A 22,358-nucleotide genomic window follows, 5' to 3' on the forward strand; every position below is an offset into this window, starting at 1 on the left:
ATGCCGCAGGTCATTTTTCTGCCACACGCCGAGCATTGCCCGGACGGTATGGTTGTGGAGGCTGAGACCGGCAAGTCCATCCTCGAAGTTGCCCATGACAACCATATCGAGATCGAAAGCGCCTGCGGCGGTGTCTGCGCCTGCACGACCTGCCACTGCGTAATTCGCGAGGGTTTCAACTCTCTCGAAGAAGCGGACGAGCTGGAAGAGGACTTTCTGGATCGCGCCTGGGGCCTGGAGGCGACTTCTCGCCTAAGCTGTCAGGCAAAGGTCGGCACGGAAGACATCACTGTCGAAATTCCGAAATATTCCCTCAACCATGCGGCCGAAGCGCCGCATTGATTCAAGGAAATGTCATGAGCCTGAAATGGGTTGATGTACAAGAAATCGCTATACAACTTGCGGAAGCTCATCCTGAGGTCAATCCTCTTACCGTGAACTTCGTCAAGTTGCGCGACCTCGTAATGGCACTGCCGGAATTCGACGACATCCCTGACCGGGGTGGCGAAAAGGTCCTGGAGGCGATTCAGGGTCTGTGGATCGAAGAAGCAGACGACTGAGCCGACTTTTTACGCAGTTAGGCAATACCCAATAACCCGCGTATAATTCGCGGGTTTAATTTTTCGTAAATTACCGTTTCTGGAGTTACACCATGGCTGTTCAACGTACTTTCTCCATCATCAAGCCTGACGCTGTTGCAAAAAACGTCATCGGCGAGATCACCACTCGTTTCGAAAAAGCCGGCCTGAAGGTTGTAGCTTCGAAACTCAAGCAACTGTCCAAAGCTGAAGCTGAAGGCTTCTACGCTGAGCACAGCGCTCGTGGCTTCTTCGGCGACCTGGTTGCCTTCATGATCTCCGGCCCTGTTGTTGTTCAGGTTCTGGAAGGCGAAAACGCTATCGCTCTGAACCGTGAGCTGATGGGCGCTACCAACCCTAAAGAAGCCGCTGCCGGCACCATCCGTGCTGACTTCGCTGAGTCCATCGACGCCAACGCTGTTCACGGTTCGGACTCCGAAGCCGCTGCTGCTCGCGAAATCTCGTACTTTTTCGCTGCTACTGAAGTAACCGCTCGCTAAGCATCGGCTTAAAGAGTGAGGGTGAATCCATGACTACATCGACTGTTAAAACCAACCTGCTGGGTCTGACTCAACAGGAAATGGAAAAATTCTTCGACTCAATCGGGGAGAAGCGTTTCCGTGCCGGTCAGGTAATGAAGTGGATTCACCACTTTGGTGTCGACGATTTCGACGCCATGACGAACGTCAGCAAGGCCCTGCGCGACAAGCTCAAGGCCATTGCCGAGGTCCGTGGTCCCGAGGTTGTCAGCGAGGACATCTCCACCGACGGCACCCGTAAGTGGGTGGTGCGCGTGGCGTCCGGCAGCTGCGTCGAGACCGTCTACATTCCCCAGGGCAAGCGCGGCACTTTGTGCGTTTCGTCCCAGGCAGGCTGTGCCCTGGATTGCAGTTTCTGCTCCACCGGCAAGCAAGGCTTCAATAGCAACCTCACTGCCGCCGAAGTTATCGGCCAGGTGTGGATTGCCAACAAATCCTTTGGCAGCGTCCCGGCAACCGTCGACCGTGCCATCACCAACGTGGTGATGATGGGCATGGGTGAGCCGCTGCTGAACTTCGACAACGTCGTTGCCGCCATGCATTTGATGATGGACGACCTGGGTTACGGCATTTCCAAGCGCCGTGTGACCCTGTCGACCTCCGGCGTGGTGCCGATGATCGATGAGCTGGCCAAGCACATCGACGTTTCCCTGGCGCTGTCGTTGCACGCACCGAATGACGCATTGCGTAACCAATTGGTGCCAATCAACAAGAAGTATCCGCTTAAGATGCTGCTCGAATCTTGCCAGCGCTACATGGCGACCTTGGGCGAAAAGCGTGTGTTGACCATTGAGTACACCATGCTCAAGGACATCAACGACAAAGTTGAGCATGCGGTCGAGATGATCGAGCTGCTCAAGAACACCCCGTGCAAGATCAACCTGATTCCGTTTAACCCGTTTCCCCATTCTGGCTACGAGCGGCCGAGCAACAACGCCATCCGCCGTTTCCAGGATCAACTGCACCAGGCCGGCTACAACGTTACTGTGCGCACCACCCGTGGTGAAGACATCGACGCCGCCTGTGGCCAACTGGTCGGGCAAGTGATGGATCGCACCCGCCGCAGTGAGCGTTATATCGCCGTGCGCGAACTTAACGCCGCCGAAGATTTGCCGCAAATTGCTGTGAATCGAATCTGAGAGAGGACCTCTATGCCCTTGCGCCTCGCGCTGCTGTTGCTTTTTACCGGTCTGATGGCCGGTTGTGTTTCATCGGGCCAGGACAGCCCCATGCAAACCGGCAAAGGCCGTGACGAGGCGCGAATTGCCTATGTGCAATTGGGCTTGGGTTATCTGCGCCAGGGTATGAGCGAGCAGGCCAAGGTGCCGTTGAAAAAGGCGCTGCAACTGGACGGCGATGATGCCGATGCCAATGCCGCACTCGCCCTGGTGTTCCAGGCTCAGGCTGAGCCCGAACTGGCCGAGGCGTATTTTCACAAGGCCCTGGCCGCACGTCCTGCCGACCCTCGGCTGCTGAATAACTACGGCAGCTTCCTGTTTGCGCAGCAACGTTATGAGCAGGCGTCCCGTTATTTCCAGCAAGCCAGCGCCGATAGCCTTTATCCTGAGCGTTCACGCGTATTCGAGAACCTTGGGGTGACCTCGATACGCCTGGGCCAGCGCGACAGCGCCCGCCAGCAACTGGAAAAAGCCCTGCACCTGAACAGTCGCCAGCCACGGGCGTTGCTCGAAATGGCTGAGTTGTCTTACGAAGACAGGCATTATGTGCCGGCACGTGACTTTTACGAGCGTTTTAGCCTGCTCAGCGGGCAAAATGCACGTAGTCTATTGCTCGGTGTGCGCCTGGCGACGGTTCATGAAGAACGCGACACGGCTGCACAGTTTGGCCAGCAACTCGAACGACTCTATCCCGGTACGCCGGAATATCAGCAATACCTGTCGGAGCAATGATGAAAGCGGCGCACCCGGAAGTTGTAGCAGCTAATCGCGTAAACCCAGGCGAGACCTTGCGTCAGGCCCGCGAAAGCAATGGTTGGTCGCTGGCAGAAGTGGCCCTCAAGCTCAATTTGACCGCCACGTCCCTGGGCAACCTGGAAGCCGGCGCGTTCGACAAGCTGCCTGGGCATACCTTCGCCCGCGGCTATATCCGCGCCTACGCCAAATTGCTGGGCATCGACCAGACTGTATTGGTCCAGGAATTCGACCAGTTCACCGGTACCGACTCCCAGGGCAGCAACGTGCATGGTCTGGGCCGCATCGAAGAGCCGGTACGGGTTTCCCACACGATTTTGCGGATTGTCAGCCTGTTGCTGCTGATTGCCGTGGTCGGTGGCGGTTTCGTCTGGTGGCAAGACCAGGCCTCCCAGCGCACCAAGGACCTGACCAGCAACGCCATGGAGCACGTCGAAGTCGAAAGCGCCGACGGCACCACCCAGATTCACCCGCTCGATGAGCCGGAAGACCAGGCGGTTGCCCAAGGGCAGGCCGCCTCGCAAGTGCCGGCTACCACCGAGCAACCGACTCCGGAAGCGGGCACTGCACCTGCAGCCACCGCTGCTGTGCCGGCTCCAACCGTACCGGCTGCCCCGGTTGCCCAGGCGCATACGCCAGCTGCTCCGGCTGCTCCGACGCAGGCCCCAGCGACCAGCGCACCAGTGGCCCCGGCCCCGGCTGCGATTTCGCCTCCCACCACCCCGGCGTTGATCGCCGGTGACGGGCATATCCAGATTACCTTCATCGCTGACTGCTGGACGCAAGTTACCGATGGCAATGGCAAAGTGCTGTTTAGCGGTCTGAAGCGTAAGGGAGATACACTTGACCAAGGCGGCAAGCCTCCTTTGACGCTGCGTCTGGGCTTTGCCCGTGGCGCCCAAGTGGCCTACAACGGCCAGCCTGTGGACGTGGCGCCGTTCACCAGTGGCGAGACCGCTCGCCTCAAGTTGGGACAATAGTCATGCACGGCGAATCTCCAATCAAACGTCGCGTATCGCGCAAGATCTGGGTCGGCTCGGTGCCGGTAGGTGGCGATGCCCCTATCGCAGTGCAGAGCATGACCAACAGCGACACCAATGATGTGGCCGCAACTGTCGCCCAGATCAACCGTCTGGAAGCCGCCGGTGTAGACATCGTGCGGGTTTCCGTGCCGGACATGGACGCTGCCGAAGCCTTTGGCCGCATCAAGCAACTGGTCAAGGTACCGCTGGTCGCCGACATTCACTTCGACTACAAGATCGCGCTGCGTGTGGCCGAGCTGGGTGTGGACTGCCTGCGCATCAACCCGGGCAATATCGGTCGCGAAGACCGTGTGCGCGCGGTGGTTGATGCGGCACGTGATCGCGGCATTCCCATCCGCATCGGCGTCAACGCCGGTTCCCTGGAAAAAGACCTGCAGAAAAAGTACGGAGAACCGACCCCGGCCGCGCTGGTTGAGTCGGCATTGCGCCACGTTGAACACCTTGAACGCCTGAATTTCCAGGACTTCAAGGTCAGCGTAAAGGCCTCCGACGTGTTCATGGCGGTAGAAGCCTACCGCCTCCTGGCCAAGGAAATCGTGCAGCCGCTGCACCTGGGTATCACTGAAGCGGGCGGTTTACGCTCAGGCACAGTGAAATCTGCGGTGGGTCTCGGTATGCTGCTCGCCGAAGGGATTGGCGATACTATCCGCATCTCCCTGGCGGCAGACCCCGTAGAGGAAGTGAAAGTCGGCTACGACATTCTCAAATCCCTGCGGTTGCGTTCCCGTGGCATCAACTTCATTGCCTGCCCGAGCTGCTCGCGGCAGAACTTCGACGTGGTGAAAACCATGAACGACCTGGAGTTGCGCCTCGAAGACCTGCTGGTGCCGCTGGATGTGGCGGTGATCGGGTGTGTGGTCAATGGGCCGGGTGAAGCCAAGGAAGCCCATGTGGGCCTGACTGGCGGTACACCGAACCTGATTTACATCGACGGCAAGCCGTCGCAGAAACTGACGAATGAGAATCTCGTGGATCATCTGGAAAAGCTGATCCGCGAGAAAGCAGCTGAAAAGGTTGCGGCTGACGCAGCGCTGATCGCGCGCGGCTAAGAACGAATTTAAGGATTAGATGTGAGCAAGTCTCTGCAAGCCATTCGTGGCATGAACGACATCCTGCCGGAGCAGACGCCGCTGTGGCGCTACTTCGAGAGCACGGTCGCGCGCCTGCTGGATAACTACGGTTACAAGCAGATCCGCATGCCGATCGTCGAGTTCACCGAGCTGTTCAAGCGCTCCATCGGTGAAGTAACCGACATCGTCGAAAAAGAGATGTACACCTTTGAAGATCGCAACGGCGACTCCCTGACCCTGCGTCCGGAAGGCACCGCTGCGTGCGTGCGCGCGGTACTGGAGCATGGCATCACCGGTGGTGGCCAGACCCAGAAGCTCTGGTACATCGGCCCGATGTTCCGCCACGAGCGCCCACAGAAAGGCCGCTATCGCCAGTTTCACCAGATCGGTTGCGAAGTCTTCAACCTGGACGGTCCGGACATCGATGCCGAGCTGATCGTATTGACCTGGCGCCTGTGGGGCCAACTGGGCATCCGCGATGCGGTCAAGCTTGAACTCAACAGCCTGGGCACCAGTGAATCCCGGGGCCGCTATCGCGAAGCCCTGGTCGAGTACCTGTCCGCCCACCTAGACAAGCTGGACGAAGACAGCCAACGTCGTCTGAAAACCAACCCGCTGCGCGTTCTCGATACCAAAAACGCCGACACCCAGGCCGTACTGGTCGACGCGCCGAAAATGGCCGACTACCTGGACGACGAATCCCGCACGCATTTCGAGGGGCTCAAGGCTCGCCTGGATGCGGCCGGTATTCCTTACGTGATCAACCCCAAGCTGGTGCGTGGTCTCGACTACTACAGCAAGACCGTGTTCGAGTGGGTCACCGACAAACTCGGTGCCCAGGGCACCGTGTGTGCCGGTGGTCGCTACGACGGCCTGGTTGAGCAAATGGGCGGCAAGCCGACCACGGGCGTAGGTTTCGCCATGGGCATCGAGCGGCTGATCCTGCTGCTGGAAACCCTGGAGCAAATTCCGGAAGAAATCTCCCGTCAGGTGGACGTGTACCTTTGCGCCTTTGGCGAGGCCGCCGAACTGGCAGCCCTGGCCCTGAGCGAAAAAGTGCGCGACCAACTGCCGAACCTGCGCCTGCAGATCAATGCCGGCGCCGGCAGCTTCAAGAGCCAGTTCAAGAAGGCCGACAAGAGCGGCGCGCTGTATGCGCTGATCCTCGGCGATGACGAATTGGCCCAGCAAGTGATAGGTTTCAAACCCCTGCGTGGCCAGGGCGAGCAACAGAACATTGCCTTTGATGCGCTCGCCGCGCACTTGGCCACCTGCGTCGTGCAGGGTTGAAGCTGTCGAACAGCCGAATTTAGCGATTAAGGAGTATTGGGGTGTCGAGTACTGATGATGAGCAAATGGCCGAGTTCAAGGACTGGTGGCAGCGTAACGGCAAGCCCCTGGTTACTGGCGGTCTGCTGGCTTTAGTGGTGGTGTTCGGCTGGCAAGCCTGGCACAAATATCAGGCCAACCAGTCTCAAGGCGCCTCGGTCCTCTATCAGCAATTGCTGGAAACCACACTGACGCCGGACGGCAAGCCTGATCCAGCTCAAGTGGCGGACCTGGCCGGCAAGCTGAAAAACGAATTTGGCGGTAGCACCTACGCCCAGTACGGCAGCCTGTTCGTCGCGAAAGTCGCGGTCGACACCGGCAAGCTGGATGACGCAGCCACTGAGCTGAAGGCTATCGCCGACAAGCCGACCAACCCGACCCTGGGTGAAATCGCACGTCAGCGCCTGGCTCAGGTATTGGCGGCACAGAACAAGGCTGACGAAGCACTCAAACTGCTCGACGGCGATGCTGACAAGGCATTTGTGGCCACTCGTGAAGAGCTCAAGGGCGACCTGTTGGTCCAATTGGGTCGTACCGACGAAGCCCATGCTGCGTACCAAAAAGCCAAGGCGGCGCTGTCTGATGAAGCGGCGGTCGGTGGCTTACAAATCAAGCTGGACGACTTGGCCAAAGGGGATGCGTGACGTGATCCGTTGGAAACATGCAGCATTGCTGGCTCTGGCCGTTCTGGCCGCGGGTTGCAGCAGCAACAGTAAAAAAGAACTGCCTCCTGCCGAGCTGACCAGCTTCAAGGAAGAAGTGGTCCTGCAAAAACAGTGGAGCCGCTCCGTCGGTGATGGCCAGGGCGACCTGTACAACCTGTTGCAGCCGTCGATCGACGGCGACAACATCGTGGCCACTGACTCCACGGGCGTTGTCATGGCCATGGATCGCATGAATGGCGACGTGAAGTGGAAGAAAGACCTCGAACTGCCGGTTTCCGGTGGTGTGGGTGTCGGCTACGGCATGGTGCTGATCGGTACGCTCAAAGGCGACGTGGTGGCTCTGGACTCGGCAACGGGTGAAGAGAAATGGCGCGCTCGCGTGACCAGTGAAGTGCTCGCAGCGCCGGCTACCAACGGCGACGTGGTCGTGGTGCAGACCCAGGATGACCGTGTAATCGGTCTGGATGCCGCCACCGGCAACCAGCGCTGGTTGTACGACAGCACCCCGGCGGTGTTGACCCTGCGCGGTACCAGTGGTCCGATTGTGACCAACAACCTGGCCGTTGCTGGCCTGTCGACCGGTAAAGTGGTCGCCCTGGACACCCAGAACGGCGTGCCGGCCTGGGAAACCCGTGTGGCTATCCCGCAAGGTCGCTCCGAACTGGACCGCGTAGTGGACATCGACGGTGGCCTGCTGCTGTCGGGTGAAACCATTTACGTCGCCACCTACCAGGGCCGCGTTGCGGCGCTGGACCTGCAAAGCGGCCGCATTAACTGGCAGCGTGATGCTTCCAGCTACGCCGGTGTCGCCCAAGGGTTTGGCAGCGTCTACGTAAGCCTCGCTTCCGGCACCGTTGAAAGTGTCGACGAGCGTTCCACTACTGCACTGTGGAGCAACGACTCCCTGGCTCGCCGTCAGTTGTCGGCACCGGAAGTGTTCTCCAGCTACGTAGCGGTAGGTGACTTCGAAGGTTACCTGCACCTGCTGAGCCAGGTAGACGGTCGTTTTGTCGGCCGCGAGCGTATCGACAGCGATGGTCTGCGTGCGCGTCCGCTGGTTGTGGGTAACATGCTTTACGTGTTTGGCAACAGCGGCAAGCTGGAAGCCCTGACCATCAAGTAAGCAACTATGCTTGGGGTAAAACCCAGGCGGCCCCGCTTCGGCGGGGCATGCGGCATTTGACTATGCTGCCCCGAGCACCAGCCGCTGCCTTGCAGCGGCTTTTGTATTTTCTGAAATAACGAAGTGGAGAGCCGCATGGTTCCCGTAATCGCCCTGGTGGGCCGACCTAACGTCGGCAAGTCCACCTTGTTCAACCGCCTGACCAGGACTCGTGACGCCATCGTTGGCGACTTGTCCGGTCTGACCCGTGATCGCCAATACGGTGAGGCAAAGTGGCAAGGGCGCTCCTACATTATTGTCGACACCGGTGGTATCTCCGGTGACGAGCATGGCATGGACGAAAAGATGGCCGAGCAGTCGCTGCTCGCGATCGAAGAAGCCGATGTCGTGTTGTTCCTGGTGGACGCCCGTGCGGGCTACACCGCTGCCGACCAGATGATTGGCGAGCACCTGCGCAAGCGCAACAAGCGTTCCTATCTGGTCGCCAACAAGATCGACAACATCGATCCTGAGGCGGCCCGTGCCGAATTCAGCCCGATGGGCCTGGGCGATGCGATCCCGGTCGCGGGTGCCCACGGTCGCGGCATCACCCAGATGCTGGAAATCGCCCTGCGCGACTTCCCCAAGGATGACGCTGAGGAAGAAGAGGGCGAGGAAGAGATCGTTGCCGAAGGTGAGGAAGCCAAGCGCATTCCTGGCCCAAGCGAAAAAGACGGTATCAAGATCGCCATCATCGGCCGTCCGAACGTCGGCAAGTCGACCCTGGTTAACCGCATGCTCGGTGAAGACCGGGTCATCGTGTATGACCAGCCGGGTACTACCCGCGACAGTATCTACATCCCGTTCGAACGTAACGACGAGAAGTACACGCTGATCGACACCGCCGGTGTGCGCAAGCGCGGCAAGATCCACGAGGAAGTTGAAAAGTTCTCGGTGGTCAAAACCCTGCAGGCGATCAAAGACGCCAACGTGGTGATCTTCGTGATGGACGCCCGCGAAGGCGTGGTGGACCACGACCTCAACTTGCTGGGCTTTGCCCTGGAAGCCGGTCGTGCCCTGGTCATCGCGATCAACAAGTGGGACGGGATGACGCCGAGCGAGCGCGATTTCGTCAAGATCGAGCTGCAGCGTCGGCTGTTCTTCGTTGAGTTCGCCGATATCCACTTTATCTCGGCACTGCACGGCACCGGCGTGGGCAACCTCTACGCGTCCGTACAAAACTCGTTCAAGTCCGCGGTTACCCGCTGGCCGACCAACCGCCTCACCCAGATCCTGGAAGACGCGGTTGGCGAGCATGCGCCGCCGATGGTCAACAACCGCCGGATCAAACTGCGTTACGCCCACTTGGGCGGTGCCAACCCGCCGATTATCGTGATTCACGGTAACCAGATCGAGAAGGTGCCCAAGTCCTATGTGCGTTACCTGGAAAACACCTACCGCCGTGTCTTGAAACTGGTCGGTACGCCGATCCGTATCGAGTTCAAGGGTGGCGAGAACCCATATGAAGGCAACAAGAACACACTGACTGACCGTCAGGTGAACAAGAAGCGTCGTTTGATGACTCACCACAAGAAGGCCGACAAGAAGCGCCGCGACAAGAAATAAGCGCCGCTTTGAGTTGTGAGCGACACGCCGCAAGAGAGGGCTCCTTTGGAGCCCTTTTTTGTGCGCGGTGGTTTGTGCCTTGACCCGATGCTTGGGGCAGCTTAAAACTTGGGCCTCACCTGCAGGGGCCTCCGATGATCACCAGCAAGCTGCCGAATGTCGGCACCACTATTTTCACCACCATGTCGCAACTCGCTGCCGAAACCGGGGCGCTTAACCTGTCCCAGGGCTTTCCCGATTTTAATGGCCCTCAAGAGTTGCTCGATGCCGTGGGCAAGCATATCGCCCTTGGCCATAACCAATACGCCCCGATGACCGGCCTGCCCGTGTTGCGCCAACAAGTGGCGGCCAAGATCGCCCGCAGTTATGGCGCCACAGTGGATGTCGACAGCGAAGTGACCATCACCCCAGGCGCGACCGAGGCGATCTTCTGCGCGATCCAGGCGGTCATCCGCAACGGCGATGAAGTCATCGTGTTCGACCCCAGCTACGACAGCTACGAGCCGTCGGTCGAGCTGGCCGGTGGCCGTTGCGTGCATGTGCAATTGAGCCTGCAAGGCTTCGCGCTCGACTTCGACAAGATCAAGGCCGCGCTCTCACCGCGCACGCGCATGATCATCCTCAACTCGCCACACAACCCCACCGGTGCCCTGATCAGCCGGGCCGAGCTGGACCAGTTGGCCGAGCTGATCCGCGACCGCGATATCTACCTGATCAGCGATGAGGTCTACGAACACCTGGTGTTCGATGGCGTGCCCCATGTCAGCGTGCTGGCCCATGAAGAGTTGTATCAGCGCGCGTTCGTGGTCAGCTCCTTCGGCAAGACCTACCACGTCACCGGCTGGAAAACCGGCTACGTGGTCGCACCGCCGGCCCTGACCGCCGAGCTGCGCAAGGTGCATCAATATGTCAACTTTTGCGGCGTGACCCCTTTGCAGTACGCTTTGGCTGACTTCATGGCCGAACACCCGGAACACGTCGAGCAATTGCCGGCCTTTTATCAGGCCAAGCGCGACCTGTTCTGCGACCTGCTGGCGCCGTCGCGTTTCAGCTTTACACGGGTGGCCGGCACTTACTTCCAACTGGTGGATTACTCGCAGATTCGCCCGGACCTGGATGACGTCGCCATGTCACTGTGGATGACCCGCGAACACGGCGTGGCGACCATCCCCGTCTCGGTGTTCTATCAGAGCCCGCCCCAAGGCCAGCGCCTGGTGCGCCTGTGCTTTGCCAAACGCGAGGAGACGCTGCAACACGCGGCGGAGAAACTATGCGTGATTTGACTGCATTACCCGACCTGAATATTGCCTTGGTCCAGACCAGCCTGGTGTGGCATGACCGTCAGGCCAACCTCGAACATTTCGAACTGTTGCTGGAGCAGGCCAACGGCGCCGACCTGATTGTGCTGCCGGAAATGTTCACCACCGGTTTCTCGATGGAATCACAAACCCTCGCCGAGCCGGAACATGGCCCGACTCATCACTGGCTGCAAGCCCAGGCGGCCAAGTACAACGCAGTGATCACCGGCAGCGTGATCATCCAGGCGGCCGACGGCAGCCACCGGAACCGCCTGCTGTGGGCGCGCCCGGACGGTGAAGTGCTGCACTACGACAAGCGTCACCTGTTCCGTATGGCGGGCGAGCACGACCATTACACGCCCGGCGAGCGCCAGGTGCAGTTCGAATTGAAGGGCTGGCGCATTCGCCCGTTGATTTGCTACGACCTGCGCTTCCCGGTGTGGAGCCGTGATGCCCAGGACACCGACCTGCTGCTGTACACCGCGAACTGGCCGGGCGCGCGGCGTCAGCACTGGAACCGCCTGCTGCCGGCGCGGGCTATCGAGAACCTGTGTTACGTGGCGGCTGTGAATCGGGTGGGTACCGATGGCAAAGGCTTTGCCTACACCGGAGACAGCCAGGTGCTGGATTTTCAGGGTGAGACCTTGCTGAGTGCGGGGGAGGCGGACGGGGTGTTTCAGGTGTGCCTGAATGCGGCGGAGTTGGCGGCTTATCGCACCAAGTTTCCGGCAAATCTGGATGCCGATAGGTTCGAATTCACCTGACCAGATCGTTCCCACGCTCCGCGTGGGAATGCAGCCCCGGACGCTCTGCGTCCGCTTTCAGAGTTGTGACGCAGAGCGTCACCGCAGGCATTCCCACGCAGAGCGTGGGAACGATCAGGCCCCTGGATTCCCACCCAGGGGCCTTTTGCATGACCGCGACAGTGCTTACGCCGCCTTCGCTTCCAGCTGGCTCAACGAGCGGTTCAGCGCACTGAACACTGCCTTAAAGCTCGCAGTGGTGATGTTTTCATCGATCCCCACGCCATGCACTGGGCGTTCGCCGTTCACGCGCAGCTCGATGTAGGCCGCTGCCTTGGCATTGGTGCCGGCACCGATCGCGTGTTCGTTGTAGTCCATGATTTCAACTTTGATCGGCAGCGCCGCAACCAGCGCTTCCAGGGTGCCGTAGCCCTTGCCGTTCCAGCGCAGGTTGGTTTCGCCCTGGCCCTTGCCCGAGACTTCCACTTCCACGGTGCTGTTGCCGTTTTCTTCCTGCAGGCGATGACTGACCAGCGCGTACGGGGTGTTGGCTTGCAGGTATTCACGCTGCAACAAGGCGTAGATCTGCGGTGCAGTCATTTCCAGGCCCACACGGTCGGTTTCGGCCTGTACCACTTGGCTGAACTCGATCTGCATGCGGCGTGGCAAGCTGATGTCGTATTCCTGCTCCAGCAGGTAGGCGATGCCGCCTTTGCCCGACTGGCTGTTTACGCGGATCACCGCCTCGTAGCTGCGGCCGATGTCCGCCGGGTCGATCGGCAAGTACGGCACTTCCCACAGCGCGTCGGCTTTCTGCTGGGTAAAGCCTTTGCGGATTGCGTCCTGGTGGGAGCCGGAGAACGCGGTGTGCACCAGGTCGCCGACGTACGGGTGACGTGGGTGCACCTGGATCTGGTTGCACTCCTCGACGACTTTGCGCACGCCGTCGATATCGGAAAAGTCCAGCTGTGGGTCGAGGCCCTGGGTGTACATGTTCAAGGCTACGGTCACGAGATCGACGTTACCGGTACGCTCGCCGTTGCCGAACAGGCAACCTTCGACACGGTCGGCGCCCGCCATCAGGCCCAGCTCGGTGGCGGCCACGCCGGTGCCGCGGTCGTTGTGGGTGTGCAGGCTGATGATCACGCTGTCACGACGGTTGATATGGCGGCCGAACCACTCGATCTGGTCGGCATAGATGTTGGGTGTCGCGCACTCAACGGTGGCCGGCAGGTTAAGGATCATCTTGTGCTCTGGCGTCGGGTTCCACACCTCGATCACTGCGTCACAGACTTCCTTGGCGAACTCCAGCTCCGTGGCGCTGAAGGTCTCCGGGGAGTACTCGAAAGTCCACTGGGTTTCCGGCTGCTGGGCGGCATACTTGACGAACAGCTTGGCCGCGTTGACCGCGATGGCCTTGATGCCGTCTTTGTCCTGGTTGAACACGATGCGGCGGAATGACGGCGACGTGGCGTTGTACAAGTGCACGATGGCCTTTTTGGCGCCGCGCAGGGATTCGAACGTACGTGCGATCAAGTCTTCACGGCCCTGGGTCAACACCTGGATGGTGGTGTCCGCGGGGATGTGGTTGTCTTCGATCAGGGTGCGCACGAAGTCGAAGTCGGTTTGCGACGCGGCCGGGAACGAGGCTTCGATTTCCTTCACGCCGACAGACACCAGAGTCTTCCAGAAACGCAGCTTTTTCGCCGCGTCCATTGGCTCGATCAGCGACTGGTTGCCATCACGCAGGTCGGAGCTGCACCAGATCGGCGCTTCGGTGATGGTCTTCGACGGCCAGGTGCGGTCCGGGATGTCGATGGTCGGGAACGCGCGGTACTTCGAAGACGGGTCTTTGAGCATGCTCATCGGGAAATCCTTTGTAGTAGGGGCCGAGAAAAGGCGGCCTGCCGTAAAACTGTTATTGGGGACGAAGCGTGGGACGAGGCAGATCGATTCAGCCTGGCAGTCGTGCGCTGACGAGGCACAGGCTGCGGTGCTGGCGGAGCTGAATGAGGGTGTGAGAGGTTTTCATAAGCTCAACCCTAACCGCCGGGGTGAAAGATGGCAAGCAGTCGAAAAAAATTGAGATAAGTTCTTCTATTTGGCTGGTATTCGATATTTTGTGGCGGTTATTGATTTGGGGGGTTGTTTTTATTGCGCAGTAGTTATCGGGCGCGCAATTGGGCTGGAAGACCTGGCGCTATCGCGGGCAAGCCCGGCTCCCACAGGGATGCGCGTTCACCTGTGGGAGCCGGGCTTGCCCGCGATGAGGCCGGTAGGTTGAATATTTTTATCAGGGCTGGAACGCGCCAATAAAGATCGCCGGGTCAACCCGCGCATCGTTAAGGCTGATATTCCAATGCATGTGCGGCCCGGTCGCACGGCCTGTGGAACCGACCTTGCCCACCACCGCACCGCGTGCCAGTTGGTCGCCGACTTTCACGTCGATCTTCGACATATGGCAAAACATGCTGATAAAGCCCTGGCCATGGTCGACGAACACAGTGTTGCCGTTGAAGAAGTAATTCCCGGTGAGGATCACCTTGCCTGCCGCCGGTGTCTTGATCGGCGTGCCCGCACCTACGGCAAAGTCCAGGCCCGAATGCGGGTTGCGCTCCTCGCCATTAAAGAAACGGCGCACGCCGAACTTGCTCGACAGCGGCCCGTTGACCGGTTTGTCCAGCAGCAGGTTGCTCGGTGTGTTCGGACTGAAACTGCGGTAAGCCTTGAGCTGAACGGCCAGTTCGCCCTCGATGCGCTTGAGTTGCGCCGGGGCCGGGTTCACCTGGCTTTTGTTCTTCAAGGTGATGTGCTGTTCGGGGTATTTCTTGAAGCCCACCACAAACGGCAAGTTCTTCCCGCCGCTGGTGATGCGCTCGGTGCCGGGTTTGACGGTCAACGGGATCCCGACAATCGCCAGCCAGTTGTTTTGTTCCTTGACCACCAGCACCGGCCGGTTCAGGTAGGTGGCTTTGGGCGCGCTGACCGAAGTGCCGAGGTCGACCACCGCCACGCCACCCGGCACCGGCTTGTTCAGCAACCGCGTGATGTAGCTGTCGGCGTGGGCGTTAAAGGTCAGGCATAACAGCATCAGCAGGCTAAATAAACGTGGCATCAATCAATCCAGTAACGAAAGGGTGACGGGCGTCAGGTGGTTATCTTCCACCCGCACCTGCAATTGGCCTTCACCGAGTCGCGCAGTGAGGCGCTGGCCGGTGTGGGTTTGCGCGGCGTTGCGGATCGCCTGGCCGCGCTCGTCCAGCAGGATGCTGTAGCCACGGCCCAGGGTGGCCAGCGGGCTGACCACCTGCAAGGTCTGCACCTGGCTTTGCAACTGCAGGCGGCGTGCCTTGAGGCCTTCGCGCATGGCGCGGGGCAGGCGTTCTGCGAGGCTGTCGAGGCGCTGGCGCAGCAACGCCAGTTGACGGCCGGGATGTTGGCCGGCGAGGCGGGTTTCCAGGCGGATCAGGCGTTCGCGACGGGTATTGAGGCTGCGCTCGAAGGCGCGGCGCAGGCGCATGTCCAAATCGTCCAAACGCTGGGCCTGCTGGCGCAGACGTTCGCCAGGGTGGCGCAGGCGGCGGGCCATGCCATCCAGGCGCAGGCGATCATGGCTCAGCCGGTTGCGCATCAGCATCACCAGGCGGCGGTGCAGGTTTTCGACCTGACGTACCAGGTGGCTGGCGTCTGGCGCGAGCAATTCGGCGGCGGCGGAGGGCGTGGGGGCGCGTACGTCGGCCACAAAGTCGCAGATCGACACATCGGTTTCATGGCCGACGGCGCTGACGATGGGCGTCACGCAGGCATCTACCGCACGGGCTACGGCTTCTTCGTTGAAGCACCAGAGGTCTTCCAGCGAACCGCCGCCACGGGCCAGGATCAATGCGTCAAAGCCACGGGCGTCAGCCAGTTTCAGCGCGCGCACAATCTGCGGGATCGCTTCGCGACCCTGCACGGCGGTGGGAATCAGTGTCAGTTCAACGTTCGGCGCACGACGGCGGAACACGCTGATGATGTCGCGAATCACCGCGCCGGTTGGCGAACTGATGATGCCAATGCGCCGAGGGTGCGCCGGCAGCGGCACTTTCCGTTCGGCACTGAACAGGCCTTCGGCGCTGAGCTTTTCCTTCAGCGCATCAAAGGCCAAACGCAGCGCGCCATCGCCGGCAGGTTCCACGGTATCAAGGATCAACTGGTAGTCGCCACGGCCCTCAAACAGCGAGACCTTGCCGCGCACTTTCACCGCCAAACCGTCTTTCAACGCCTGGCGCACTCGCGCGGCATTGTTGCGAAACAGCGCGCAACGCACTTGGGCGCCGCTGTCCTTGAGGGTGAAATACACATGGCCGGAAGCCGGGCGGGCGAGGTTGGAGATCTCGCCTTCGACCCAGATATTGGTGAACACGTCTTCCAGCAACACCCGCGCGCGGCCGTTGAGCTGGCTGACAGTCAGGACTTCGCGGTCCAGGCCCAAGCGGGCAAACGGATCTTTAATCATGAGGAGCGATCTTTAATCATGGGCGGCAGTTTATAGGCATTCGCGCAAGGTTTGGCAGAATTGCTCCACCAGCGCACTCGGCGTCTGCGCGCACGCCAAGGCCACGGTGCTGATGCAGTCCGGGTCGGCCAGAGGCAAAAAGTGCAGGTTGGCGGGGGCAATGTCCTGCATGGATTTTGGTAACAAGGCAATTCCGAAGCCGGCCTGGATCAGCTGCAATTGCGTGGTCTTGCGCGACATCACTCGCGCGGCCCTGGGGAAAAATCCTGCGCGCATGCACAGTTCGGCTGACAGATAACTCAAGCCGCCTCGTTGGGGGTGTGGAACTGAAATAAACGCTTCGTCCTTGAGCTGTGCCAGTTCGACAGGCGTATCGCTGCGTGCCAGAGGGTGATTGGGCGGCACCGCCAACACCAGTTGTTCGCTATATAAAGGCACCACGCGCACGCCTTCGCGCTGGCGCAGAACCGGTAAACGTAACAGGCCGACGTCCAGGCGCCCGTCGGCAATTTCTTCAAGCTGCGCCTCGGAAGACAGTTTGACGATATCCATCGATACGCCGGGGCAACGCTGCAGCCAGGTGCTGATGCCGTGCAGCAATGGTCCGCTCATCGGCACAGTGCTCGAATGGCTCAGGCGCAGGGTGCCAAGCTGACCATTGCCAACCTGGGTGGCCATCTCGCTGGCCTTGAGCAGCTCGCTCAGCAGGTTGCGTGCCCTCGGGTAAAAGGCTTCGCCCGCCGCCGTCAGCCGGGGCTGGCGCGCGGTGCGTTCGAACAGTGGGGTTTGCAGTTGGGTTTCCAACTCCTTGATCTGGCGGCTCAGCGCTGATTGCGCCACGAACAAACGCTCGGCGGCGGCGCTGAAGCTGCCGCTGTCGGCGATTTCGACGAAGTAGCGCAGTTGGCGAGTAGATATCACGCGTCATGCCTTTTCGAGATGAGTGGAGGGCTTTGAAGATATTAGTCGCAACGCTCGGCGATGGCTAAAGTGATGACTGTCTCTTTCAAGGAATACGTCATGGGTCCGGTTGAGCTGATGAGCCAGTGGTCGTTCAGTGGTGTCGATTGGCTGGTCATCGGCCTGGGTGTGGTGCTGGCCTACATCGTGTTCGGCATTGCCGGTTTTGGCACGGCACTGGTGGCGGGGCCGATCCTGATTGTGTTTATGCCGCTGTCGAAGATCATCCCGCTGCTGGTGCTGCTGGATTTTGTCGCCGCCTTCGGCAATCTGCTGCAATCGCGGCGAGACGTGAACACGCCCGAGCTGCTGCGGTTGCTGCCGTGCATGGCCATCGGTTGCACGCTGGGGGTGATCTTTCTGCTCAACCTGCATTCGGATCTGTTGCTGCTGCTGATGGGGCTGTTTATCAGCGCCTATGCAATCTACAGCTTGTCGGTGAAGGCGCGGCCCGCTCAGCTTTCCAAAGGTTGGTCGATTCCCATGGGCACCGTCGGCGGGTTGTTTGGTGCATTGTTCGGCAGCGGCGGCTTTTTGTATGCGATCTACCTCAACAGCCGTTTGCCCAAGGACGCGGCGCGGGCCACGCAAAGTGCGTTGATCAGTTGCAGCACAGTGGTGCGCCTGAGCCTGTTTCTGGTCGCCGGGGTGTATGCGGACTTGCCACTGCTGTTGTTGGCGTTGTGCCTGTTGCCGGCGATGGCTCTGGGGCTGTGGTGTGGGCGCAGGTTGACGATGCGCATGTCCCGTGAAGCCTTTGTGCGTTTGGTGACGTGGTTGGTGTTGGCCAGTGGCATTGCGTTGATTGGGCGCTACTTGAGTACTTGACCTGTGTGGGGCAGGGATTAAGCTGCCAGGCTTCAGGGCCTCATCGCAGGCAAGCCAGCTCCCACATCGACTGTGTTCACATCGCATAATGTGGGAGCCGGGCTTGCCCGCGATGGCGGCAGACGCCACACCGCAGGACTCCCATGAACTCCCAAAGCATCCTTGTCCCCAAAATCTCCACCTTGCCCGTCCACGAACCCCGCGCCCGGGCCATCGTGCGTTGGCTGGTGCGCAAGAACATCATCAAGGAAGAGCTGACCACCTGCGGACGCACCGGCAACCGCATGGCCTACGCCCTGGCCGACGGCGCCCGCGCCGTGGTGCTGCACCCCGAAGCGCTGCCGTTCAACGAGCCGATCAATGGCCTGGAGATCATCTACAAGCGCTGCATCTACACGCCGGCCAAGGGCTTTCTCGAAGAAGCCGGCTGCCCCGAATGCCTTAAAGAGGTCGGCGAGGCACTGTTCGAAAGCCTCGAAGACTGGATGCCCGGCCACACCGACAACTTCACCTGCCCGTTGTGTGGGCATGAAGATGACATCAATGGGTTTCTGTTCCTGCAGGAATGCGGGTTTTCCAACCTGGGTTTCATCTTCAACAATTGGGCGGAGGCGGGGTTCAAGCCGAGCTTTATCGACGAATTTGCCGATTGGCTGGACCAGAAGATGAGTTGGGTCAAAGTCGAGCTTTAATCCGATCGTTCCCACGCTCCTGCGTGGGAATGCATCCCGTGACGCTCCGCGTCACCATAGCGCGGGGCTTCAACCTTGCGCAGACCCCGGACGCGGAGCGTCCCTGGCGGCATTCCCACGCGGAGCGTGGGAACGATCCAGCGCTGCAGGTTTTATCCATCTATCAGTATTACCAAGTTTGTCAGAGTTTTACATTGAGCCCGACAGGGTGCATGTATATAATGGCGCGCTTCCATTTTCCCGCTCGGGAGCCCCCGCGATGCTGCGTATCAGCCAAGAAGCTCTGACATTCGACGACATTCTCCTAGTGCCCGGTTATTCCGAGGTGCTTCCTAACGAAGTCAGTCTCAAGACCCGCCTAACCCGTGGCATCGAGCTGAATATTCCTCTGGTTTCCGCTGCCATGGACACCGTCACTGAAGCCCGTTTGGCAATCGCCATGGCTCAGGAAGGCGGCATTGGCATCATCCACAAGAACATGACCATCGAGCAGCAAGCTGCCGAAGTGCGCAAGGTCAAGCGTTACGAAGCCGGTGTGGTGAAAGATCCCATCACCATCGAAGCCGACGCCACCGTGCGTGACCTGTTCGACCTGACCCGCCTGCACAACATCTCCGGCGTTCCGGTACTGCACGATGGCGACCTGGTCGGCATCGTCACTTCCCGTGACGTGCGTTTCGAGAACCGTCTTGAAGTCACCGTCCGTGAAGTGATGACGCCTAAAGAGCGCCTCGTCACGGTCAAGGAAGGCGCCGACAAGAACGATGTGCGCGAACTGCTGCACAAGCACCGCATAGAGCGCGTGCTGATCGTCGACGACAAATTCGCCCTCAAAGGCATGATGACCGTCAACGACATCGAAAAAGCCAAGGCTTACCCGCTGGCCAGCAAGGACGATCAAGGTCGTCTGCGCGTCGGCGCTGCGGTCGGCACCGGTAAAGACACCGGTGACCGCGTTTCGGCCCTGGTGGCTGCCGGTGTTGACGTGGTGGTGGTCGACACGGCCCACGGTCACTCCAAAGGCGTGATCGACCGCGTGCGCTGGGTCAAACAGAATTTCCCTGACGTACAAGTGATCGGCGGCAACATCGCCACCGGCGCAGCTGCCAAGGCCCTGGCCGAAGCCGGCGCCGATGCGGTCAAGGTCGGTATCGGCCCTGGCTCCATCTGCACCACGCGTATCGTCGCCGGTGTGGGCGTGCCGCAAATCAGCGCCATCGCCAACGTGGCTGCTGCCCTTGAAGGCACTGGCGTACCGTTGATCGCCGACGGCGGCATCCGTTTCTCCGGTGACCTGTCCAAGGCCATCGTCGCCGGTGCTTCCTGCGTGATGATGGGCTCGATGTTCGCCGGTACCGAAGAAGCACCGGGCGAGATCGAACTGTTCCAGGGCCGTTCGTACAAGGCTTACCGCGGCATGGGTTCGCTGGGCGCCATGTCCCAGGCGCAAGGTTCTTCCGACCGCTACTTCCAGGACTCTTCGGCAGGCGCCGAGAAGCTCGTACCGGAAGGCATCGAAGGCCGTGTGCCGTACAAAGGCACCCTGAGCGCGATCATCCATCAACTGATGGGTGGCCTGCGTTCCTCGATGGGCTACACCGGCAGCGCCGACATCGAAGAAATGCGCACCAAGCCAGAGTTCGTACGGATCACCGGCGCCGGCATGGCTGAATCCCATGTCCACGACGTGCAGATCACCAAGGAAGCGCCGAACTACCGCGTAGGTTGAGGCTTCCAGCAAAACGTTAAGTAACCGGGGCTGTTCTTTCAGCCCCGAGTTGTTTCTGATTCATTAGACGAGACTGACTTCATGGCCCTCGACATTCACGCCCACCGCATTCTGATCCTCGACTTCGGTTCCCAGTACACCCAGCTGATCGCCCGCCGCGTGCGTGAAATCGGCGTGTACTGCGAACTGCACCCGTTCGACATGGATGACGAAGCGATCCGCGAATTCGCCCCTAAAGGCGTCATCCTTGCCGGTGGCCCCGAGTCCGTGCACGAAGCCAACAGCCCGCGTTGCCCGCAAGCCGTATTCGACCTGGGCGTGCCCGTCTTCGGTATCTGCTACGGCATGCAGACCATGGCCGAGCAACTGGGCGGCAAGGTTGAAGGTTCCGAACTGCGTGAATTCGGTTATGCCCGTGTCGACGTGGTCGGCAAGAGCCGCCTGCTGGACGGCATCGAAGACCACATCGACGCCGACGGCCTTTTCGGCCTCGACGTGTGGATGAGCCACGGTGACAAGGTCACCAAGATGCCGGAAGACTTCCACATCCTGGCCAGCACTCCAAGCTGCCCGATCGCCGGCATGTTCAACGACGAGCGCGGCTACTACGGCGTGCAGTTCCACCCGGAGGTGACTCACACCAAGCAAGGCGGGCGCATCCTGTCGCGCTTCATCCTCGACATCTGCGAGTGCGAAGCCCTGTGGACCCCGTCGAAAATCGCTGAAGACGCCATCGCCAACGTGCGTGCCCAGGTGGGTACCGACAACGTATTGCTCGGCCTGTCCGGCGGCGTTGACTCCTCCGTGGTTGCCGCGCTGCTGCACAAAGCCATCGGCGACCAGCTGACGTGCGTGTTCGTCGACAACGGCCTGCTGCGCCTGCACGAAGGCGAGCAAGTGATGGCCATGTTCGCTGAGAACATGGGCGTCAAAGTGATCCGCGCCAACGCCGAGGACCAGTTCCTCAACAACCTGGCCGGCGAAAGCGACCCAGAGAAAAAGCGCAAGATCATCGGCCGCACCTTCATCGACGTGTTCGATGCCCAGTCCAACAAACTGGACAACATCAAGTACCTCGCCCAGGGCACCATCTACCCTGACGTGATCGAGTCGGCTGGCGCCAAGAGCGGCAAGGCCCACGTGATCAAGTCCCACCACAACGTGGGTGGCCTGCCGGAGGAGATGAACCTCAAACTGGTAGAACCATTGCGCGAACTGTTCAAGGACGAAGTCCGACGTCTGGGCCTGGAACTCGGCCTGCCGTACGACATGGTCTACCGTCACCCATTCCCGGGCCCGGGCCTGGGCGTGCGCATCCTCGGTGAAGTGAAGAAGGAATACGCCGACCTGCTGCGTCGCGCCGACCACATCTTCATCGAAGAACTGCGCAAGGCCGACTGGTACCACAAGGTCAGCCAGGCGTTCGTGGTGTTCCAGCCGGTGAAATCGGTTGGCGTTGTCGGTGATGGCCGTCGTTATGCGTGGGTTGTTGCGCTGCGTGCCGTAGAGACCATCGACTTCATGACCGCGCGTTGGGCACACCTGCCGTATGAGCTGCTGGAGACGGTCAGCGGCCGTATCATCAATGAAATCGAAGGCATTTCGCGCGTTACTTATGACGTGTCGAGCAAGCCGCCGGCGACGATTGAGTGGGAGTGAGCCCACAGCGAGGCATGAAAAAAACCGGCTTTTGCCGGTTTTTTCATGCCCGCGATAAGGGCTTATTC

The 22,358-nt window shown here is 60.2% G+C and carries 21 protein-coding genes; 17 read left to right on the top strand and 4 right to left on the bottom strand.

Going from position 1 to position 22,358, the window contains the following annotated elements:
• The 13 genes from fdx (at nt 1) to BFP92_RS16810 (ending at nt 11,945) form a co-directional block, all read left to right on the top strand.
• Nucleotides 1-342: an ISC system 2Fe-2S type ferredoxin gene (gene fdx / locus BFP92_RS16750; protein ID WP_015885743.1), complete on the top strand. Its 342-nt coding sequence runs from the start codon at nt 1-3 to the stop codon at nt 340-342.
• Nucleotides 343-356: 14 nt separating this feature from the next.
• Nucleotides 357-560 carry a Fe-S cluster assembly protein IscX gene (gene iscX / locus BFP92_RS16755; RefSeq protein WP_017135947.1) on the top strand — a complete coding sequence of 68 codons (204 nt, stop codon included), beginning with the start codon at nt 357-359 and terminating at the stop codon, nt 558-560.
• Nucleotides 561-652: 92 nt separating this feature from the next.
• Nucleotides 653-1,078, top strand: a complete 426-nt coding sequence (gene ndk / locus BFP92_RS16760; protein ID WP_003175956.1) for a nucleoside-diphosphate kinase — start codon at nt 653-655, stop codon at nt 1,076-1,078.
• A gap of 29 nt (nt 1,079-1,107) precedes the next feature.
• Nucleotides 1,108-2,256: a dual-specificity RNA methyltransferase RlmN gene (gene rlmN, locus BFP92_RS16765; protein ID WP_017135948.1), complete on the top strand. Its 1,149-nt coding sequence runs from the start codon at nt 1,108-1,110 to the stop codon at nt 2,254-2,256.
• A gap of 12 nt (nt 2,257-2,268) precedes the next feature.
• Nucleotides 2,269-3,027, top strand: a complete 759-nt coding sequence (pilW, locus tag BFP92_RS16770; RefSeq protein WP_065930355.1) for a type IV pilus biogenesis/stability protein PilW — start codon at nt 2,269-2,271, stop codon at nt 3,025-3,027.
• A complete protein-coding gene (locus BFP92_RS16775) occupies nt 3,027-4,028 on the top strand; it encodes a RodZ domain-containing protein (RefSeq protein WP_065930356.1) in 1,002 nt (333 codons plus the stop codon). Before pilW ends, BFP92_RS16775 begins: the two co-directional genes overlap by 1 nt.
• A 2-nt stretch (nt 4,029-4,030) precedes the next feature.
• The gene (ispG, locus tag BFP92_RS16780) at nt 4,031-5,140 is read left to right on the top strand and encodes a flavodoxin-dependent (E)-4-hydroxy-3-methylbut-2-enyl-diphosphate synthase (protein ID WP_056858733.1); all 1,110 of its coding nucleotides are present in this window, start codon (nt 4,031-4,033) and stop codon (nt 5,138-5,140) included.
• A gap of 21 nt (nt 5,141-5,161) precedes the next feature.
• Entirely contained in the window at nt 5,162-6,451 is a 1,290-nt protein-coding gene (gene hisS, locus BFP92_RS16785; RefSeq protein WP_060754314.1) for a histidine--tRNA ligase, read from the top strand.
• A 41-nt stretch (nt 6,452-6,492) separates the two neighbouring features.
• Nucleotides 6,493-7,134: a YfgM family protein gene (locus tag BFP92_RS16790; RefSeq protein ID WP_065930357.1), complete on the top strand. Its 642-nt coding sequence runs from the start codon at nt 6,493-6,495 to the stop codon at nt 7,132-7,134.
• On the top strand, nt 7,127-8,278 hold the full coding sequence (gene bamB, locus BFP92_RS16795; protein ID WP_056858730.1) for an outer membrane protein assembly factor BamB: 1,152 nt from the start codon (nt 7,127-7,129) through the stop codon (nt 8,276-8,278). Before BFP92_RS16790 ends, bamB begins: the two co-directional genes overlap by 8 nt.
• A 135-nt stretch (nt 8,279-8,413) precedes the next feature.
• Nucleotides 8,414-9,883, top strand: coding sequence for a ribosome biogenesis GTPase Der (der, locus tag BFP92_RS16800; protein ID WP_053135513.1), 1,470 nt, complete (start codon nt 8,414-8,416; stop codon nt 9,881-9,883).
• 134 nt (nt 9,884-10,017) lie between these two features.
• Entirely contained in the window at nt 10,018-11,166 is a 1,149-nt protein-coding gene (locus BFP92_RS16805; RefSeq protein ID WP_065930358.1) for a pyridoxal phosphate-dependent aminotransferase, read from the top strand.
• Nucleotides 11,154-11,945 carry an amidohydrolase gene (locus tag BFP92_RS16810; protein WP_065930359.1) on the top strand — a complete coding sequence of 264 codons (792 nt, stop codon included), beginning with the start codon at nt 11,154-11,156 and terminating at the stop codon, nt 11,943-11,945. The genes BFP92_RS16805 and BFP92_RS16810 overlap by 13 nt, the downstream gene beginning before the upstream one ends.
• A gap of 165 nt (nt 11,946-12,110) precedes the next feature.
• On the opposite strand, the gene leuA is transcribed toward BFP92_RS16810, so the two are convergent.
• From leuA to BFP92_RS16830, 4 genes are all read right to left on the bottom strand, one after another.
• Nucleotides 12,111-13,790: a 2-isopropylmalate synthase gene (gene leuA, locus BFP92_RS16815; protein WP_065930360.1), complete on the bottom strand. Its 1,680-nt coding sequence runs from the start codon at nt 13,788-13,790 to the stop codon at nt 12,111-12,113.
• A gap of 427 nt (nt 13,791-14,217) precedes the next feature.
• Nucleotides 14,218-15,039: a peptidoglycan DD-metalloendopeptidase family protein gene (locus BFP92_RS16820; protein WP_065930361.1), complete on the bottom strand. Its 822-nt coding sequence runs from the start codon at nt 15,037-15,039 to the stop codon at nt 14,218-14,220.
• A gap of 3 nt (nt 15,040-15,042) precedes the next feature.
• Nucleotides 15,043-16,422, bottom strand: a complete 1,380-nt coding sequence (xseA, locus tag BFP92_RS16825) for an exodeoxyribonuclease VII large subunit (RefSeq protein WP_065930362.1) — start codon at nt 16,420-16,422, stop codon at nt 15,043-15,045.
• 30 nt (nt 16,423-16,452) lie between these two features.
• Nucleotides 16,453-17,343 carry a LysR family transcriptional regulator gene (locus tag BFP92_RS16830; protein ID WP_065930363.1) on the bottom strand — a complete coding sequence of 297 codons (891 nt, stop codon included), beginning with the start codon at nt 17,341-17,343 and terminating at the stop codon, nt 16,453-16,455.
• 99 nt (nt 17,344-17,442) lie between these two features.
• Here BFP92_RS16830 and BFP92_RS16835 point away from each other — a divergent pair, with 99 nt between their 5' ends.
• From BFP92_RS16835 to guaA, 4 genes are all read left to right on the top strand, one after another.
• Nucleotides 17,443-18,210: a sulfite exporter TauE/SafE family protein gene (locus BFP92_RS16835; protein WP_065930364.1), complete on the top strand. Its 768-nt coding sequence runs from the start codon at nt 17,443-17,445 to the stop codon at nt 18,208-18,210.
• Nucleotides 18,211-18,353: 143 nt separating this feature from the next.
• Nucleotides 18,354-18,902, top strand: coding sequence for a sugar ABC transporter ATPase (locus BFP92_RS16840; RefSeq protein WP_065930365.1), 549 nt, complete (start codon nt 18,354-18,356; stop codon nt 18,900-18,902).
• Between the two features lie 259 nt (nt 18,903-19,161).
• Nucleotides 19,162-20,631 (top strand): IMP dehydrogenase, encoded by a 1,470-nt coding sequence (gene guaB / locus BFP92_RS16845; RefSeq protein WP_016977684.1) that lies wholly within the window; start codon nt 19,162-19,164, stop codon nt 20,629-20,631.
• Nucleotides 20,632-20,712: 81 nt separating this feature from the next.
• Nucleotides 20,713-22,290 (top strand): glutamine-hydrolyzing GMP synthase, encoded by a 1,578-nt coding sequence (guaA, locus tag BFP92_RS16850; protein WP_065930366.1) that lies wholly within the window; start codon nt 20,713-20,715, stop codon nt 22,288-22,290.
• Nucleotides 22,291-22,358: the final 68 nt, after the last annotated feature.

The organism is Pseudomonas sp. 58 R 3 (assembly GCF_900006605.1).
Classification (GTDB): domain Bacteria; phylum Pseudomonadota; class Gammaproteobacteria; order Pseudomonadales; family Pseudomonadaceae; genus Aquipseudomonas; species Aquipseudomonas salomonii.

Coding starts and splice junctions, on each gene's coding strand:
- iscX (WP_017135947.1), top strand. CDS start 357: ATGAGCCTGAAATGGGTTGATGTACAAGAAATCGCTATACAACTTGCG.
- BFP92_RS16820 (WP_065930361.1), bottom strand. CDS start 15,039: ATGCCACGTTTATTTAGCCTGCTGATGCTGTTATGCCTGACCTTTAAC.
- rlmN (WP_017135948.1), top strand. CDS start 1,108: ATGACTACATCGACTGTTAAAACCAACCTGCTGGGTCTGACTCAACAG.
- ispG (WP_056858733.1), top strand. CDS start 4,031: ATGCACGGCGAATCTCCAATCAAACGTCGCGTATCGCGCAAGATCTGG.
- leuA (WP_065930360.1), bottom strand. CDS start 13,790: ATGAGCATGCTCAAAGACCCGTCTTCGAAGTACCGCGCGTTCCCGACC.
- ndk (WP_003175956.1), top strand. CDS start 653: ATGGCTGTTCAACGTACTTTCTCCATCATCAAGCCTGACGCTGTTGCA.
- der (WP_053135513.1), top strand. CDS start 8,414: ATGGTTCCCGTAATCGCCCTGGTGGGCCGACCTAACGTCGGCAAGTCC.
- BFP92_RS16835 (WP_065930364.1), top strand. CDS start 17,443: ATGGGTCCGGTTGAGCTGATGAGCCAGTGGTCGTTCAGTGGTGTCGAT.
- BFP92_RS16840 (WP_065930365.1), top strand. CDS start 18,354: ATGAACTCCCAAAGCATCCTTGTCCCCAAAATCTCCACCTTGCCCGTC.
- guaB (WP_016977684.1), top strand. CDS start 19,162: ATGCTGCGTATCAGCCAAGAAGCTCTGACATTCGACGACATTCTCCTA.
- xseA (WP_065930362.1), bottom strand. CDS start 16,422: ATGATTAAAGATCCGTTTGCCCGCTTGGGCCTGGACCGCGAAGTCCTG.
- pilW (WP_065930355.1), top strand. CDS start 2,269: ATGCCCTTGCGCCTCGCGCTGCTGTTGCTTTTTACCGGTCTGATGGCC.
- BFP92_RS16810 (WP_065930359.1), top strand. CDS start 11,154: ATGCGTGATTTGACTGCATTACCCGACCTGAATATTGCCTTGGTCCAG.
- guaA (WP_065930366.1), top strand. CDS start 20,713: ATGGCCCTCGACATTCACGCCCACCGCATTCTGATCCTCGACTTCGGT.
- BFP92_RS16805 (WP_065930358.1), top strand. CDS start 10,018: ATGATCACCAGCAAGCTGCCGAATGTCGGCACCACTATTTTCACCACC.
- bamB (WP_056858730.1), top strand. CDS start 7,127: ATGCGTGACGTGATCCGTTGGAAACATGCAGCATTGCTGGCTCTGGCC.
- fdx (WP_015885743.1), top strand. CDS start 1: ATGCCGCAGGTCATTTTTCTGCCACACGCCGAGCATTGCCCGGACGGT.
- BFP92_RS16775 (WP_065930356.1), top strand. CDS start 3,027: ATGAAAGCGGCGCACCCGGAAGTTGTAGCAGCTAATCGCGTAAACCCA.